Raw genomic sequence first — 15623 nt, 5'->3', positions numbered from 1 at the left:
TCCCTCAATGTGTGCGGGGCACGCCGTGGGGAGCGGATCGCGGTCGGTCTTCGATCGAAGCCTTCGCAGGCGCGCTGGCGCCTTCCGGAGGCCACTACCGAGGACCGATCACGTGAGCCGGAGTCGTCCGCTCGGCTCCCCGTTTGTCGTCAGATGCCCCTGTGGTGTCCGCGGTGCGTCGGTCTGCGCCTGTCGCGCCCGACGCGCCCGCTGTCGACAAGTGTCTCATTGGACGGCGGGGGAGTGACCGGCGATCCGCCAACCATCTCCCCCGCCCAACCGCTGCTAGCGCCGCAGGCCGAGCTTTTCGGCGATGGCCCGGCGGCGCGCGATGTCCTTCTTGGCCAGGTAGGCCAGCAGCCGGCGACGCTGGCCCACGAGGATCAGCAGGCCGCGGCGGCTGTGGTGGTCGTGCTTGTGGAACTTGAGGTGCTCGGTGAGCGTGTTGATGCGCGACGTCAGCATCGCGATCTGAACCTCGGGCGAGCCCGTGTCCTGCGCGTTCGCGCCGAACTCCTCAATGATCTTGGCCTTCTCGGCCGTGTCGAGCGCCATACTCTCCCTTATCTGTTGGGCGTGGAACGAGCCCCGCACCCGCGGCGTCGAGCAGGCACGCGGAGCCCACCGGTTACCCGGCGTAGCCCCAAGGCTAACAGACGCGTACGGCGGCCCCCGCCATGCCGGTACCGCTACGCCGGGTCCGCCAGGAGGGCCCGCGTGCGGGCCACGTCGTCGTCGATCTGGGCGATCAGCGGGTCGATCCCGTCGAACCGCAGGGTGTCGCGCAGCCGGGCCACGAAGTCCAGGCACACGCGCTCGCCGTACAGGTCGCCGTCGAAATCCAGGGCGTACGCCTCGACACGCCGCTCGCGCCCCGAGAACGTCGGGTTCGTCCCGATCGACACGGCGGCGCGCAGCGGGCCGGCGCCGTGCCGGGTGCCCAGCCACGCCGCGTACACCCCGTCCGCGGGCACGGCCGCGTACCGGCCGGGCAGCAGGTTGGCCGTCGGGAAGCCCAGCTCGCGGCCGCGCTGGTCGCCGCGGACCACCACGCCCTCCAGGCGGTGCGGCCGGCCCAGCGCGGCCGTCGCGGCCGCGATGTCCCCGGCGTCGACACAGGCCCTGATGTACGTCGAGGAGAACAGCGTCGGCTCGCCCCCGCCGCCCGCCAGGTCGGGCTTGTCGGCACTCACCAGCGGGGCGCCCTCGACCGTGAAGCCGAAGCTGCGCCCCAGCCGGGCCAGCAGCGCCACGTCGCCGGCCGCCCGGTGGCCGAAGCGGAAGTTCTCCCCCACCACGACGGCCGCCGCGTGCAGCGACTCGACGAGCACGTCGTGCACGAAGGTCTCGGCCGGCAGCCGGGAGAAATCCGCGGTGAACGGGATCACGCAGAGCACGTCGACACCGAGCGCCTCGATCAGCTCCGCCTTGCGGGCCGGCTCGGTCAGCACGGCGGGGTGCGAGCCGGGCCGCACGACCTCGGCGGGGTGCGGGTCGAACGTCACCACCACGGAGGCGACGCCCAGCTCACGGGCGCGCGCGACCGTGTGCCGGATGATCTCCTGGTGACCCCGGTGGACCCCGTCGAACACGCCGATCGTGACCACCGACCGGCCCCACCCGCCGGGCACCGCACCCAGACCCCGCCACCGCTGCATCCGCTCCCCCTCGCCGTTCCGCCGGCTGTCAGGCCGGCGCCAGCACCACCTCGGGCCGGGCCCGACCGCCCCGCTCCGACACGATAGCGACCACCTCACCGCCGGGCCCGAACACCGCGTACGGTCCGGCGATCCCGGCGGCCGGCAGGAGCCCGCCGTGACTCAGGACGGTCGCGTCGTCGGTGTCGACGTCGCGGCCGGGCAGGCACCGGCGCGCGGCGGCCGCCAGGCCGAGCGTCACCACGGGCTCGCCCCGTTCCGCCCGGGCGAACAGCTCGTCGAGCCCGACCGCCTCCGTGAGGGTGAACCCGCCCACGGCCGTGCGCCGCAGGGCGACCAGGTGCCCGCCCACCCCCAGCGCGGCGCCCAGGTCGCGGGCGATGGCCCGGATGTAGGTCCCGGACGAGCAGGTGACCTCGATGTCCACGTCGCGCCGCGCCCCGCCGTCCACGGGCCGGATCTCCCCGACCTCCAGCCGGGAGATCGTGATCCGGCGGGCGGCCAACTCGACCTCCTCGCCGCCGCGCACGCGGGTGTACGACCGCACGCCTTTGATCTTGATGGCGCTGACTGAGCTGGGCACCTGATCGATCTCTCCGACGAACCCGGCGAGCGTCCGGCGGATGGCGTCGTCGCCGACGTGCGCGGCGGACGCCTCGGACACCACCTCGCCCTCGGCGTCGTCCGTGACGGTCGTCTGCCCGAGGCGGATCGTGCCCAGATAGGTCTTGTCGGTGCCGATCACGTACGTGAGCAGGCGGGTCGCCCGTTGCACGCCGACCACGAGCACGCCGGTCGCCATCGGGTCGAGCGTGCCGCCGTGCCCGACCCGCCGGGTACGCGCCGCCCGGCGTACCCGCGCCACGACGTCGTGCGAGGTCATCCCCGCCGGCTTGTCGACGATGATCAGCCCGCCCGGCTCCGGCCCCGCACTGTCCCCACTCACGCCCCGTAGCCTCTCATCCGCCGCGCGGGCGGCCCCCACCCCGGCCACGCATCGAGGGGGCCATTTGGGGGAACCGCCGTGACCTGCGGTGACGTACGCTCACCTCAACCCGTCGCTGCCGACGGCGCACCAGGTTCGAGCGCCCACCCCCCGGGCGCCCCACTTCCGGAGCCCCCGCCATGAGCCCACGTCCGCACCCCGCCGATCCCCGGGGCGCCTCTTCCGATCCCTCCGACCCACTGGTCGAACTGCAGGTCTGGGGCGCGCGCGTCGAGCGCCAGATCCGCCGCGAGCACCGCCGCGCCCAGTTCGCCGACCGGGCCGCCGCCACGGTGCGCCGGCACACCGGCGAGCTGCGCGAGACCGACTGGCTGCTGCTCGGCGTCGCCATGGTGACCGCCGTGACGACCTCGGTGCTGCTGGCCCGCTTCACCCCGACGATCTGACCGGCCGCTAGCCGCCGGGGGCGCCCGCCACCGCCCAGCACCCGCCCGCCATCCGCGCGAGCAGGCCGGCCAGCCGCACGACGATGAACACGGTCAGGGCCGCCCACAGCCCGCCGATGCCCAGGTCGAGGCGGTACCCGAGCCAGATCGCCGGCAGGAAGAAGACCAGGGCGGCGACCAGCGTGAGATTGCGCAGGAAACCGACGTCGCCCGCGCCGATGAACACGCCGTCGAGCGCGAACACCAGCCCGGCCAGCGGCAGCATGCCGACGAACCAGGGCCACGCCACGAGGGCCCGCTCGCGCACCTCCGGGTCGGCGCTGAACAGCCCGGGCAGCACGAACGCGCCCGCGCCGATGAGGACCGCGAGCCCCAGCCCGCACCAGCCGCCCACCGCGGTGAGCCGGCGGGCGGTGCGCCGGGCGGCGGTGACGTCGCCGCCGCCGAGCGCCGCGCCGACCAGCGCCTGACCGGCGATCGCGACCGCGTCGAGGGCGAGCGCGCACGCCGACCACAGTTGCAGCGCGATCTGATGCGCCGCGAGCGTCGCCGCGCCGTAACGGGCGCCGACCGCCGCCGCCGACAGGAAGCAGGCCTGGAAGGCCGCGCCCCGCACGAGCAGGTCGCGGCCGACGACGAGCTGACGGCGCAGCGTGCCCGGGTGGGGCGCGAGCGGCACCCCGGTCACGACGAGCGCGCGCACGAACAGCGCCCCGCTGAGCGTCTGCGCGACCACGTTCGCGATCGCGGAACCGTTGAGGCCCAGCCCGAGCGGATAGACGAGCACCGGGCACAGCGCGGCGGACAGCACGTTGGCGCCCAGCACGTACCACATGGGACGGCGCAGGTCCTGCACCCCGCGCATCCAGCCGTTGCCGGCCATGGCCAGCAGGATCCCGGGCGCGCCCAGGGCCGCGATGCGCAGCCAGCCGACCGCGGCCACCGCTACGCCGTCCTCGGCGTCTCCCGCGAGGGTACGCACGACCGGCTCCGCCACGACCTGGGCGAGCAGTGCGACCGTGACCCCGGCGGCGAGGGCGAGCCACGAGGCCTGCACGCCGTCGACGACGGCGGCCCGGCGGTCGCCGGCGCCGTACAGGCGCGCGGCACTGCCCGTGGTGCCGTACGCCAGGACGACACCGAGCCACGCGACGAGTCCGAGCAGCCCACCGCCGATCGCGAGGGCGGCCAGTTCGGCACTGCCGAGGTGGCCGACGACGGCGGTGTCGACGAGGACGTACAGCGGCTCGGCGGCGAGCACCACCAGGGCCGGCAGGGCCAGTTCGGCGATGCGGCGCGCCGACGGCACACCGCCCGTGGCCGGACGCGCCGGGACGTCGGGCGGCGGGCTGACGCCGACCGGATCGTCAGTTACCAGTGCCGGTCCAGCGACTGCTGCACCGCCTGGTGGGCCGCGTCGGCCTCGCCGTTGGTCGGGTACGCCGCGCGGCGGCGCCGGGGACCGGCCGTCGGCGCGGCCAGTGCGGCCAGCACGTCCGTGTCGGCGTTGGCAGGTGTCACCGCCGGCGTGGACGCGGGCCAGGCGGGAGGCGCGCCCATGGCGCGGGGTGCGGTGACCACAGCGGTTGCCATGGTGGGGTCCTTCCAGTTCGCGTGAGGCTGCGCTCCGGGGACACCGGCGCCGGGGTCTCCGGCCTGCGGTCCACGGGTGGTGTTCGGCGGCTCGGCCACTGTGGATGGGCGGCCTGCCCGCTGCGGTCGACGTCGGTCCGTCTGCATGCGTCCCGGCCAGCGCTCATCACCCGCGGCGGGGAGCTGGCCTACCCGAGGGAGGTCCCGCCGCGGCGGCGAAGAATCAGCCTGCTGCGCACGTCGTCTAAGTTATCGTTCAGGTCCAGAATCTGCGCAGCCTTTCCAGATACTGAGAGAAACTCTCGAATCTGTGCAGCTCAGCGGGGCGTCAGCGGGCGAAGAAGTGCCAGCCGACCCACCACCAGAATCCGTACACGCCGATGCGACCCACCGGAATGCGACTGACCTCGAAGCGCAGGATGGCCGCGGTCAGGTCACCGAACGTCGGGATGGTCGACCCCGGCCGCCGCGCCAGCACCTCGACGACGAGGAACGCCACGCCGGCCACGGCGAAGAGGCCAATTATGATCATGGTGGCGACGCTCATCGGCGGACCAGCCCCCAGAATCCGGCCAACCACACGAAGTAGCAGGCCGCCCGGGCCAGATACCCGTCCAGCACCGGATCGGCGAGCAGCGACAGCGTCGGGTGCGCGGGATCCTTGCGGCTGAACGTGTACAGCTCCACGAGGGCGAGGGTGAGCACGGGAACGAGCCACGCCAGCGCGCCCCGCCGCAGCCGGGTCGGAGCGGGCCTGCGGCCCAGCCGCCCGGCCAGCCCGAGCCAGCACATCACCCCGCCGACCAGCACGACGAGCAGGTTGGCACTCAACGAGAAGGACGGGAACAACCCGCCCAGCAACGCGATGACCGCGAACACCGGCAGCATCACCTGGGCCCGGTCCCACCCGGGCGCGCCGGCACCGGTCTCCACCGTGACCGGGCGCGGCTGCTCCATGGATCGATTGTGCCGGCACGAGCGCACGCCAGGTAGCGCAGTTACCCCGAAAGAACCCTGATCTTCGTGCCGGCCCGCCTCAGGCGGACAGCTCGCGGTCCACGGCGGCGAACAGGTCGGCCAGGGTGCCCCGCCAGGTGAAACCGGCCGCCAGCCGGTGCCCGCCGCCGCCGAGCGCCATGGCGACCGCCGCCACGTCGTTGGCGCCCTTGCTCCGCAGGGACACCGACCACTCGTCCTCGCGGATGGGCTTGGCCAGGCAGGCCACGTCCGCCTCCGCGACCGTACGGACGACGTCGATGAAGCTCTCCAGCACGTGGGCCGGCTGGTTGTGCCGGGCCAGCCCCGCCAGGTCGGCGTGGGCGTAGACGATGCCGCGCCCCCGCGCCCCGGCCGGGTCGAGGCGGGCGCTGTCGAGCACCTCACCGAGCAGCCGCACCGCCCCGAAGGGCCGGCTGTCGAACAGCTGCCGGGACAGCTCGGCCGGGCGCAGCCCGGTGGCGATGAGGCGGGCGGCCAGCTCGTGCACGGCGGGGGTGGTCGCGTCGAACTTGAACGACCCCGTGTCCGTGCTGAGTCCCGTGTAGAGGCACGTGGCGATCGGCTCGTCGTAGGTGACGCCGAGGCGCTCAAGCAGCGTCGCGGCGACCTGGGCCGTGGCCGCGGCCGTCGGGTCGATGAGCCGGATGGCGCCGAAGCCCGGGTTGCTGGCGTGGTGGTCGAGCACGATGGACGTACCCGCCGCGTCCAGTGTGGAGGCCAGTTCGGCCAGCCGGGAAAGGCTGGCCGCGTCGAACGTCACCATGAGGTCGGGCGCCGGGTCGGTCTGCGCGGGCGGCACCAGCAGATCCTGCCCCGGCAGGAACCCGAAGACCTCAACCAGGTTGTACGGCTCGCCGAAGCTCGCGCGCACGTTGACGAAGCCCAGCTGGCGCAGCCCCAGCCCGAACCCGAGCATGCTGCCCAGCGCGTCGCCGTCGGGGTTGATGTGGCACGCGAGCACCACGGACGCCGTGCGGGGCAGCCCGGACACGGTGGCCACGGCGGCCGCCCAGTCGGCCTCCGTCACGGCGACGGCCGTCGTGCCGGCTGTCACGCCGATCATCCGCGGTCGTCAGCGGTGGACGCCGCCTCGTCGGGGTCCTCGTCGTCCTCGGCGACCCGGTAGGGCTGGGGCTCGCCCGCGTAGCGGGCGCCGGCCGCCAACTGCTGGACCCGCGCGTCGCGCTCGGCGGCCTCCGCGAGGAGTTCGTCGATCTGCTTGGCGTGGTCCTGCACGTCGTCGAGGATGAAGGTGAGCGTCGGCGAATGCCGGAGCCCGAGGGCGCGCCCCACGGTGCTGCGCAGCAGCCCTTTGGCACTGTCGAGTGCGGCCGCGGTGCCCGCCTGGGCGGCCGAGTCGCCGAGCACGGTGTAGTAGACGGTCGCGTCGCGCAGGTCACCGGTGATCCGGGCGTCGGTGATGGTGATCATCCCGAGTCGGGGGTCCTTCACCTGGGTGCGCACCGCCTCGGCGACAAGCTCGCGCACGCGCTCGGCGTGCCGACGGATCTTGGCCGGATCGGACATTCTCCCCACCTCCCGGCTGTGTGATCGGCTGGGTGTTGCTGGCTTGCTGGCTGACCGCGTCCGACAAACGCCGGCAGCGTTGACCTTACCCCGATAGGGGCGTCAGTCATCCTCCCCGTAGAGCCGCCGACGGGCCGACAGAAGCTCGACCTCCGGCCGTCCGGCGATCATCCGTTCGCACGAGTCGAGCACGTCGGTGACGTGCCCGGTGTCGCTGGCCACGATGGCCGCGCCGATCTCCGTGCGGCCGTGACGGTCAAGGTAGCCGACCTCCGCCACCGCCACCTCGAACTTGCGCAGCGCCGCGACGATGGGTCGCACGTACGAGCGCTTGTCCTTCAGCGAGCGGCAGTCCCCCGGCAGCAACATGTCAAAGACGATCGTGCCCGTGTACAAGCGGCGCTTCCTCCGTGCGGGAAACGGGTGCCACGCCGGGCGCCGGCACGAGGGCCGGCGCCCGGGTGGTCACGTCAGCTGCGCGGCTTCTCGCGCAGCTCGAAGGTTTCGATGATGTCCTCGACGCGGATGTCGTTGTAGTTGCCGAGCGTGATGCCACACTCGTAGCCCTCGCGGACCTCCGTCGAGTCATCCTTGAACCGGCGCAGACCGACGATCGACAGGTTGTCGGCCACCACCGCGCCGTCCCGGATGAGCCGGGCCTTCGCGTTGCGGCGGATGAGACCGCTGCGCACGATGCAACCGGCGATGTTGCCGAACTTGGACGAGCGGAACACCTCGCGGATCTCGGCCGTACCGAGCTCGACCTCCTCGTACACCGGCTTGAGCATGCCCTTGAGGGCCGCCTCGATCTCCTCGATGGCCTGGTAGATGACGGTGTAGTACCGGATCTCCACGCCCTCGCGGTCGGCGAGGTCGCGCGCCTGGATGGTCGGGCGCACGTTGAAGCCGATGATGATCGCCGTCGAGTCCGAACCGGACGCGCTGGCGAGGTTGATGTCGTTCTCGGTGATCGCGCCGACACCCCGGTGAATGATCTTGAGTTGGATCTCGTCCGGGATGTCGAGCTTGACCAGCGCGTCCTCGAGAGCCTCCACCGAACCGGAGACGTCACCCTTGATGATCAGGGCCAGCGAGGTCTTCTCGCCCTCCTTGATCTGCTCGAGCAGGGTCTCCAGCGTCGCCCGGCGGCCGCTGTTGGCGAACTGCGCCGCGCGCTTGCGCGCCTGGCGCTGCTCGGCGATCTGGCGGGCGGTGCGCTCCTCCTCGGTGACGAGGAAGTTGTCGCCCGCGCCCGGCACGGCGGTCAGACCCAGCACCAGGACCGGCCGGGCCGGACCCGCCTCGGCGACCACGCGGCCGTTCTCGTCGAGCATCGCCCGGACGCGGCCGTACGCCTCGCCCGTGACGATCGCGTCGCCGACCTTGAGCGTGCCCTGCTGGACCAGCACCGTGGCGACCGGGCCGCGGCCGCGGTCGAGGTGGGCCTCGATCGCGATGCCCTGGACCTTGCCGTCCACGGGGGCCCGCAGGTCCAGCGCCGCGTCCGCGGTGAGCAGGACGCCCTCCAGCAGCCCGTCGATGTTGATCCGGCTCTTGGCCGAGATGTCGACGAACATGGTGTCGCCGCCGTAGTCCTCGGCCACGAGGCCGTACTCGGTCAGCTGCTGGCGCACCTTGGCCGGGTTGGCGTCCTCCTTGTCGATCTTGTTGACGGCCACCACGATCGGCACGTCGGCCGCCTTCGCGTGGTTGAGCGCCTCGATCGTCTGGGGCATGACGCCGTCGTCGGCCGCGACCACCAGGACCACGATGTCCGTGGCCTGCGCACCACGGGCACGCATGGCGGTGAACGCCTCGTGACCCGGGGTGTCGATGAAGGTGATCGCCCGGTCCTCGCCCTCGTGCTGCACGTGGACCTGGTACGCGCCGATGTGCTGGGTGATGCCGCCGGCCTCGCCCTCGACCACGTTGGCCTGCCGGATCGCGTCCAGCAGCTTGGTCTTGCCGTGGTCGACGTGACCCATGACGGTGACCACGGGCGGCCGGGAGACCAGCCGGGTCTCGTCGATCTCGGCGTCGAGGTCGATGTTGAACTGCGCGAGCAGCTCGCGGTCCTCGTCCTCGGGGCTGACGATCTCCACCGTGAACCCGAGGTGCTCGCCGAGCAGCAGCAGCGTCTCGTCGGAGCACGACTGGGTCGCCGTGACCATCTCGCCCAGGCTGAACATCTCCTGCACGAGCGGACCGGGGTTGGCGTTGATGCGGTCGGCGAAGTCCGACAGCGAGGCGCCGCGCGGCAGCCGGACGACCTGGCCGTTGCCCCGCGGGGCGCCCGAGCTCATCGTCGGGGCGGACAGGTTGTCAAACTCTTGACGCCGCTGCTTCTTGGACTTGCGGCCCTTGCTCGGACGACCGCCGGGGCGCCCGAAGGCACCACCCGCGCCGCCGCCGCGACCACGGCCGCCGCCACCGCCACCACCGGGGCGGCCGACGCCGACGCCACCGCCGCCGGGCGCGCCGCCACCACCGGGACCGCCGCGGTAACCACCGCCGCCACCGCCACCACCGGGACCGCCGCGGAAACCCCCGCCGCCACCGGCCGGGGCACCCGGACGGGCGCCGCCACCACCGGGACCGCCGCGGAAACCGCCGCCACCGCCGGGAGCACCCGGACGGGCGCCGCCACCACCGGGACCGCCCCGGAAGCCGCCGCCACCCGGACCGCCGCCCGGACGACCCGGACGACCGTCACGGTCACCCGGACGGCTGGGCCGCTGCGAGGGCATCTGCGACGGGTTCGGCCGGGGGCCGCCCATCGACAGCGGGTTGGGCCGGGGCGGCATCGACGCCGGGTTCGGCCGCGGCATGCCGGCCGGGGTCGGCCGCGAGCCGCCGGCCGCCGGGCCACCGGGGCGCGGAGCCTGCGGGCTGATGCCGAACGGGTTGTTGCCCGGGCCACGCGGCGCGGGACGCCCACCCGGGGCGCCGGGCGCGCCGGGACGCGGAGCGCCCGTGCCCTGTGCCGGCCGGCCGGCCGACGGCGGGGCCGCCGGCTTGGGGCCGGGCACCGGCGGCTTCGCCGGGGCCGGGCCGCGCTGCTGGGCCGCCTTCACGGCGGCCTCCTGCTCAGCCTTGAGGGCCGCGGCGCGCGCTTCGGCGGCGGCGACCTCGATGTCATGTGCGCTCGTCGGCTTGACGGCCGCCGGCGGCGGGCCGGGCACGGCCGTCTTGCGGGCCGGGCCGGGGCCGGTCGCGGGCGCCGCCTTCTTGGGCGGCGCCGGTTTGGCCGCCGACTTCGGCGCGCCGCTCGGCGCTGCCGGCGCCGAGGGGGTGGCCGCGGAGGGCACAAAGACCTCCCGCAGCCGGCGCGCGACCGGAGCCTCGATGGTGCTCGACGCCGACTTGACGTACTCGCCCATCTCGGTCAACTTCGCGAGCACTGTCTTGCTGTCAACCCCGAGCTCCTTCGCGAGCTCGTGTACGCGGGGCTTGCCTGCCACTGCACTCCTCATCCAGAGGTCGGCGGGCAGCCCCCGCTCGACCTCACTAGGGCACGTGAAGCCTGATCATTTCAGCGACTTCATCGGGTGCTCATGTGTGTCGTCCTACCTTGCGTCTCCGGGTGGGCGGGCCCCACCAACGGCATGTCCGAACGCCTCGACGTACGCCGCGACCGGCCCGGCGTCCACGACCCCGGTCAGGCGCAGCGCGCGGCCGAAGGCGCGCCGCCGCTCCGCTTGCGCGAAGCAGGCCGGATCGGGATGCAGGTGAGCACCGCGACCCGGCAACCGACGAGCATGGTCCGGCACGAGCCGCCACTCGGGCGACCCCACCGCGACCGCGCCGCCGGGCGACGCCTGGTCGGCGACCGCCGTAGCGACAACTCGAAGCAGTTCGGAGGCTGCCGCGCGCTTTCGACAGCCGACGCAGGTGCGCACCACGGGCGCGGACACGATGCCGGTCCCCGGTCGATTGACCAGTCCCGACGCCATGTCTGAGTCCCCAGCTGGCACCGCCGTCGAATGTGCGGCCGACCGCGCACGACGTACCACTGAGAAAGTCTACCCCGTGCGCCGGACACATCCGCCGGCCGGCTCAACCCTTCGCGGTGTCGGCTCAGTCCCCGACGGCCGCTGCCGGGGCGGCGGCCGTCTCGGTGTCGGGCCGGATGTCGATGCGCCAACCGGTCAACCGGGCAGCCAGGCGGGCATTCTGCCCTTCCCGACCGATCGCCAGGGACAGCTGGAAATCGGGCACGGTGACCCGGGCCGTGCGGCTCGCCTCGTCGACGACCTCCACACGCAGCGCCTTGGCCGGCGACAAGGCGTTGCCCACGAAGGCCGCGGGGTCGTCGGACCAGTCGATGATGTCGATCTTTTCGCCGTTGAGCTCGCTCATCACGGCGCGCACCCGCGCGCCCATCGGCCCGATGCAGGCTCCCTTGGCGTTCACGCCCGGGGCCGTGGACCGCACCGCGATCTTCGTGCGGTGACCTGCCTCACGGGCGATCGCCGCGATCTCGACCGTGCCGTCCGCGATCTCCGGTACCTCCAGCGCGAACAGCTTCTTGACCAGACTCGGGTGCGAACGCGACAGGGTCACCTGCGGCCCGCGGAAACCCTTGGCCACGTGGACGACCACGCATTTGATCCGCTGGCCGTGCTCGTAGACCTCGCCCGGCACCTGCTCGGCGTGGGGCAGCATGGCCTCCAGCTTGCCGAGGTCGACGCTCACGATGCCCTTCTCCGAGCGGCCCTCGTGCGCCTGGATGATCCCGGTCACCAGGTCACCGTCGCGGCCGACGTACTCGCCGTAGTGCACCTCGTCCGTGGCCTCGCGCAGCCGCTGAAGGATCACCTGCTTGGCGGTCATGGCGGCGATGCGGCCGAAGTCGTGCGGGGTGTCGTCCCACTCGCGCACCAGCTCGCCGTCCGGGCCGTACTCCTGTGCGTAGACGGTCGCGCCGCCCGCCTTGTCGATCTCCACCCGCGCGTGCGGGTGCGCGTGGTCCGTGTGCCGGTACGCCGTGAGCAGCGCGGTTTCGATCGCGGCGAGAATCGTCTCGACCGGTATCTCGCGCTCCTGCGCCAGGGCGCGCAGCGCGGCGAGGTCGATGTTCACGCCTCGTCCCTTCCCTTTCCGTCCTCGTCATCAATCATCTCATCGATGATCAGCTCGTCGTCGGTCTCGTCGTCCTCGTCGCCGGTGAACTCCTCACCGATGTCCTCGTCGGCCAGCTCGGCCAGGCGGGAGAACTCGATCTGCACATGACCCTGGCCCAGGTCACCGAAGGCCAGCTCGTGCCGGGTGCCGTTGACGTCCAACGTCACGCCGTCGGCGGCCACCGCGACCACCCGGCCGGTCAGCATCTTCTCGCCGGCCTTGACCTTGACCAGCCGGTTCACATTGCGCCGCCAGTGCCTCGGGAGGGTCAGCGGACGGTCGACGCCGGGCGAGCTGACCTCCAGCTGGTACGCCTCGGCGGTGAACGCGCCCCCGCTCAGCTCGGCCTCGTCCAGCGCCGCCGAGGCGGCCCGCGAGATCTGCGCCACATCGTCGAGGCTGATCCCGTCCTCGCCGTCGACGACGACCCGCACGACATGGGTGCGGCCCATCCGGGAGACCTTCAGCTCCTCCAGGTCGAACCCGGCGTCGCGGACCACCGGCTCGATGACGTCATGCAGCCGGGCCCGCTGGGCGGCCAGGTCCTCGCCGCGCGGCGGCCGGGCGTCGAACCCGTTGCCGCCCGACTTCGGTGCCCCGCCCCGGGCGCCGCCGGCGCCGTCGCGCCGCGAGCCGGCACCCGCGCGGCCGGACCCGGAAGCGCGCTGCGAGCCGCGCTGCGGGCCGGAACCCGACCCGGACGGCGACGCCGCGCGTCGTCCCTGCTGCGCCGCCATCGCCAACCTCCGTCGCACGTCTTGCGTTGTCGTCAAGCCCACTACCGTTGCCGCCCGCACCTGCCCGGTGCCTCGGCCCGCCCCCGCGTCGGTGCCCCCACCAGCGGCGGCCCGCCGCGTACTGCCGGCCGGCCGCTGTCCCCGATCGCGCACCAGCGACCGGCGGCTATGAGCCTAACGCTCGGACGGGCCCACGCGTGCCAGCCGCTGCCGCATGACACGCTGCGACATCACCCGGCCACGCCACGGCGCCGGATACCGCGCCTCAGGGGCACCCCCGCGCAGCTATTGATCATCCTGACACCCGATCGGCGCGACCGCGAGTTGCCTGGCACGATGGCCAGGTGCCTTCACCGGAGATCCCTCCCGCGCCCGGCTCCCCGCCCCGGCCGACGCGGCGTGGCCTGCTGCGCGGGGCCGGCGCCCTCGCGCTCGGCGCGGTGGTCGCGCCGGCCGTCGTCGTGCCCACGCTCGCGGGGTGCTCCACCGGCGGCGACGAGATCGAGATCCCGGGGGCGGCGGCGCTCGCCGACCTGGTCGCCGGCACGGCCGACCTCGTGGGCCGCTACGACGCCGTCATCGCCGCGTACCCGGCGCTGGCCGCGCGGCTCACCCCGTTGCGGGACAACCACCGCGCCCACCTCGAGGCGCTGGCCTCGACGCTCGCGCTGGAGCAGCCGGCCCCGAGCGCGCAGCAGGCGCCCCCGGGAGGCCAGAGCGCCGCGCTGAGCAACCTGGCCGCCGCCGAGAAGTCCGGGCGCGCCGACGCGGTCGGGGCCTGCCTGGCCGCCCCGGCGCGGCTGGCGCCGCTGCTCGGCTCCATCGCGGCCGCCCGCGCCAGCCACCAGGAGGTGCTCAAGTGAGTGACGCCAACGCCGCCCTCGCCGCCGCGCTGACCGCCGAACACGCGGCGATCTTCGGGTACGGCGTGGTCGGTGGGCACCTCGACAACGCCGGCAAGGAGACCGCCCGCCGCGCCGACACGGTTCACCGGACGCGCCGCGACGCGCTGATCGCTCGGCTGGCCAGCACGTCCGCGACGGCGCCGCCAGCCGCCCCGGCGTACACGCTGCCGTTCGCGGTCACCAACCGGTCGTCGGCCTACAAACTCGCCATCGCCATCGAGGAGGGCACCGCGGAGGCGTGGCGGCTGGCGATCGCGGCCACCACCGGCGACGTGCGCAAGGTCGCCCTCGACGCGCTCATCGACTGCGCGGTGCGCGCCACGGGCTGGCGGCGCGCGGCCAAGCTCACCCCGACCACCGTGCCGTTCCCGGGCGTACGCTCGTGAGCCCGTCCCTCGGGGTGGGCGCGGTGGCCCGGCGCCTCGGCAGGTACCGCTGGTTCGGCGTCGTCGGGCGCGCGTACGTGCCGCTGGACCGGCTCGTGGCCCGGCTGACCCGGGGGCGGGCGACCGCTCTGGGCCTGCCGTCGCTGCTGCTGACCACCACGGGTCGCCGCTCCGGCGAGCCGCGCACCCAGCCGCTGCTGTACGTCGCCGACGGCGACGACTTCATCGTCATCGGCTCCAACTGGGGCCAGACCCGCCACCCGGCCTGGACGGCGAACCTGCTCGCCCAGCCGGCCGCGGTGGTCGACGTGCGCGGCCGGACCGTGCCGGTACGGGGCGAGCTGGTCACCGGCGAGGACCGCGACGAGCTGTGGGCGCTGCTGCTGCGTGCCTGGCCCGCGTACGCCACCTACGCCGACCGCGCGGGCGGCCGTGAGCTGCGCATCTTCCGGCTGCGCCCGGCCGCCGGCGGCTGAGGCCGGCTGCCCGCGCGCCGCACACCTTGTCCGACGCACGGCCGCGGCGACAGCTAACTGACAGCGCGGTGCGGCGAACCGACACCATGCGGGCGTCCGGTTGGCCACAATGGGCGCGTGCCGCACTCGCCCTCCCGTTACAACCCCCGCTGGGAGGTTGCCGAGCAGGTGGCCGAGGTCGTCCGGCGCCGGTACGGCTCACAGGTGCGGGCGATCGGCGTGCACGGCTCGCTCGCACACGGCGACGACCACGACGGCAGCGACATCGACCTGGTTGTCGTCACCCGGCAGCCCGGCAGCGGGCCCCGGCCCGCGACCCGCCGGATCAGCGGCGTCATCGTCGATCTCGTGGCGATCAGCGGCGAGGAGTACCTGCGTCACGCCCGCACGCTGACCACGTCGTGGCCGCTCGCCGCCGACCAGTACCTCACCACGGCGGCGATCGTCGACCCCGACAACTGGTACGGGCTGCTGCGCGATACCCACCTGGGCCGGCTCGCGGTCGCCGACCCGGCGGAGTTCGCGACCCTGGCGCGGGAGGCCTGGTGCCGGGCGGCCGCCGCCAACGACAAGGCGCGCCGGCTCGCCGAGTGGTACGACACCGACGCGGCCATGCTGGTGCTCGGCGAGGCCCGCCTGGGTGCCGCGCTCGTCGAGGGCCTGCTCAGCCGGACGTACTTTCGCAACAGCGCCGACGCCGTACGCCGCACCCGCGTCGCCGCCGAGGACGTGATGACCCTGGGCGAGCGGCTCGCGGCGCAGGCACGGGAACTGGCCCGCCGCGGCCGCCCGGTCGACGGCGAGGTCGCTGACCTGCTGGCCTGAG

Annotated in this window: 19 protein-coding genes; 5 read left to right on the top strand and 14 right to left on the bottom strand. The window is 73.7% G+C overall.

Features of this window, described 5'->3' with window-relative positions; translation table 11 throughout:
- Positions 1 to 285: 285 nt before the first annotated feature.
- From rpsO to truB, 3 genes are all read right to left on the bottom strand, one after another.
- Positions 286 to 555 (bottom strand): 30S ribosomal protein S15, encoded by a 270-nt coding sequence (gene rpsO / locus ABD191_RS16645; protein WP_344082562.1) that lies wholly within the window; start codon positions 553 to 555, stop codon positions 286 to 288.
- Between the two features lie 134 nt (positions 556 to 689).
- On the bottom strand, positions 690 to 1658 hold the full coding sequence (locus ABD191_RS16640; protein WP_344082560.1) for a bifunctional riboflavin kinase/FAD synthetase: 969 nt from the start codon (positions 1656 to 1658) through the stop codon (positions 690 to 692).
- A 28-nt stretch (positions 1659 to 1686) separates the two neighbouring features.
- Entirely contained in the window at positions 1687 to 2604 is a 918-nt protein-coding gene (gene truB, locus ABD191_RS16635) for a tRNA pseudouridine(55) synthase TruB (RefSeq protein ID WP_344082558.1), read from the bottom strand.
- Positions 2605 to 2783: 179 nt separating this feature from the next.
- On the opposite strand from truB, the gene ABD191_RS16630 reads away from it, so the two are divergent.
- Positions 2784 to 3050: a hypothetical protein gene (locus ABD191_RS16630; protein ID WP_344082556.1), complete on the top strand. Its 267-nt coding sequence runs from the start codon at positions 2784 to 2786 to the stop codon at positions 3048 to 3050.
- A gap of 7 nt (positions 3051 to 3057) precedes the next feature.
- On the opposite strand, the gene ABD191_RS16625 is transcribed toward ABD191_RS16630, so the two are convergent.
- From ABD191_RS16625 to rimP, 11 genes are all read right to left on the bottom strand, one after another.
- The gene (locus ABD191_RS16625) at positions 3058 to 4359 is read right to left on the bottom strand and encodes an MATE family efflux transporter (protein WP_344082554.1); all 1302 of its coding nucleotides are present in this window, start codon (positions 4357 to 4359) and stop codon (positions 3058 to 3060) included.
- A gap of 62 nt (positions 4360 to 4421) precedes the next feature.
- The gene (locus ABD191_RS16620) at positions 4422 to 4643 is read right to left on the bottom strand and encodes a hypothetical protein (RefSeq protein WP_344082552.1); all 222 of its coding nucleotides are present in this window, start codon (positions 4641 to 4643) and stop codon (positions 4422 to 4424) included.
- A 328-nt stretch (positions 4644 to 4971) separates the two neighbouring features.
- On the bottom strand, positions 4972 to 5175 hold the full coding sequence (locus ABD191_RS16615) for a DUF6186 family protein (RefSeq protein ID WP_344082550.1): 204 nt from the start codon (positions 5173 to 5175) through the stop codon (positions 4972 to 4974).
- Between the two features lie 11 nt (positions 5176 to 5186).
- Positions 5187 to 5600: a hypothetical protein gene (locus tag ABD191_RS16610; RefSeq protein WP_344082548.1), complete on the bottom strand. Its 414-nt coding sequence runs from the start codon at positions 5598 to 5600 to the stop codon at positions 5187 to 5189.
- Positions 5601 to 5679: 79 nt separating this feature from the next.
- On the bottom strand, positions 5680 to 6705 hold the full coding sequence (locus ABD191_RS16605; RefSeq protein WP_344082546.1) for a DHH family phosphoesterase: 1026 nt from the start codon (positions 6703 to 6705) through the stop codon (positions 5680 to 5682).
- Complete coding sequence (gene rbfA / locus ABD191_RS16600; protein ID WP_344082544.1) at positions 6702 to 7169, bottom strand: 30S ribosome-binding factor RbfA; 468 nt, start codon at positions 7167 to 7169, stop codon at positions 6702 to 6704. The genes ABD191_RS16605 and rbfA overlap by 4 nt, the downstream gene beginning before the upstream one ends.
- 102 nt (positions 7170 to 7271) lie before the next feature.
- Positions 7272 to 7565, bottom strand: coding sequence for a DUF503 domain-containing protein (locus ABD191_RS16595; RefSeq protein WP_344082542.1), 294 nt, complete (start codon positions 7563 to 7565; stop codon positions 7272 to 7274).
- A 74-nt stretch (positions 7566 to 7639) separates the two neighbouring features.
- On the bottom strand, positions 7640 to 10630 hold the full coding sequence (gene infB / locus ABD191_RS16590; RefSeq protein ID WP_344082540.1) for a translation initiation factor IF-2: 2991 nt from the start codon (positions 10628 to 10630) through the stop codon (positions 7640 to 7642).
- Between the two features lie 105 nt (positions 10631 to 10735).
- Positions 10736 to 11122 (bottom strand): YlxR family protein, encoded by a 387-nt coding sequence (locus tag ABD191_RS16585; RefSeq protein WP_344082538.1) that lies wholly within the window; start codon positions 11120 to 11122, stop codon positions 10736 to 10738.
- A 124-nt stretch (positions 11123 to 11246) separates the two neighbouring features.
- Positions 11247 to 12251, bottom strand: a complete 1005-nt coding sequence (gene nusA / locus ABD191_RS16580; protein WP_344082536.1) for a transcription termination factor NusA — start codon at positions 12249 to 12251, stop codon at positions 11247 to 11249.
- Positions 12248 to 13030, bottom strand: coding sequence for a ribosome maturation factor RimP (gene rimP, locus ABD191_RS16575; RefSeq protein ID WP_344082534.1), 783 nt, complete (start codon positions 13028 to 13030; stop codon positions 12248 to 12250). Before rimP ends, nusA begins: the two co-directional genes overlap by 4 nt.
- 344 nt (positions 13031 to 13374) lie before the next feature.
- On the opposite strand from rimP, the gene ABD191_RS16570 reads away from it, so the two are divergent.
- The 4 genes from ABD191_RS16570 to ABD191_RS16555 all read left to right on the top strand — a co-directional run bounded on the left by ABD191_RS16570 (position 13375) and on the right by ABD191_RS16555 (position 15622).
- Positions 13375 to 13893: a hypothetical protein gene (locus tag ABD191_RS16570; protein WP_344082532.1), complete on the top strand. Its 519-nt coding sequence runs from the start codon at positions 13375 to 13377 to the stop codon at positions 13891 to 13893.
- Positions 13890 to 14321 carry a ferritin-like domain-containing protein gene (locus ABD191_RS16565; protein ID WP_344082530.1) on the top strand — a complete coding sequence of 144 codons (432 nt, stop codon included), beginning with the start codon at positions 13890 to 13892 and terminating at the stop codon, positions 14319 to 14321. Before ABD191_RS16570 ends, ABD191_RS16565 begins: the two co-directional genes overlap by 4 nt.
- Positions 14318 to 14797, top strand: a complete 480-nt coding sequence (locus ABD191_RS16560; RefSeq protein ID WP_344082528.1) for a nitroreductase family deazaflavin-dependent oxidoreductase — start codon at positions 14318 to 14320, stop codon at positions 14795 to 14797. The genes ABD191_RS16565 and ABD191_RS16560 overlap by 4 nt, the downstream gene beginning before the upstream one ends.
- 117 nt (positions 14798 to 14914) lie before the next feature.
- A complete protein-coding gene (locus ABD191_RS16555) occupies positions 14915 to 15622 on the top strand; it encodes a nucleotidyltransferase family protein (RefSeq protein ID WP_344082526.1) in 708 nt (235 codons plus the stop codon).
- Position 15623: the final 1 nt, after the last annotated feature.

The organism is Luedemannella helvata (genome assembly GCF_039528415.1).
Taxonomy (GTDB): domain Bacteria; phylum Actinomycetota; class Actinomycetes; order Mycobacteriales; family Micromonosporaceae; genus Luedemannella; species Luedemannella helvata.
This window is presented reverse-complemented; position numbering and strand designations above follow the sequence as displayed.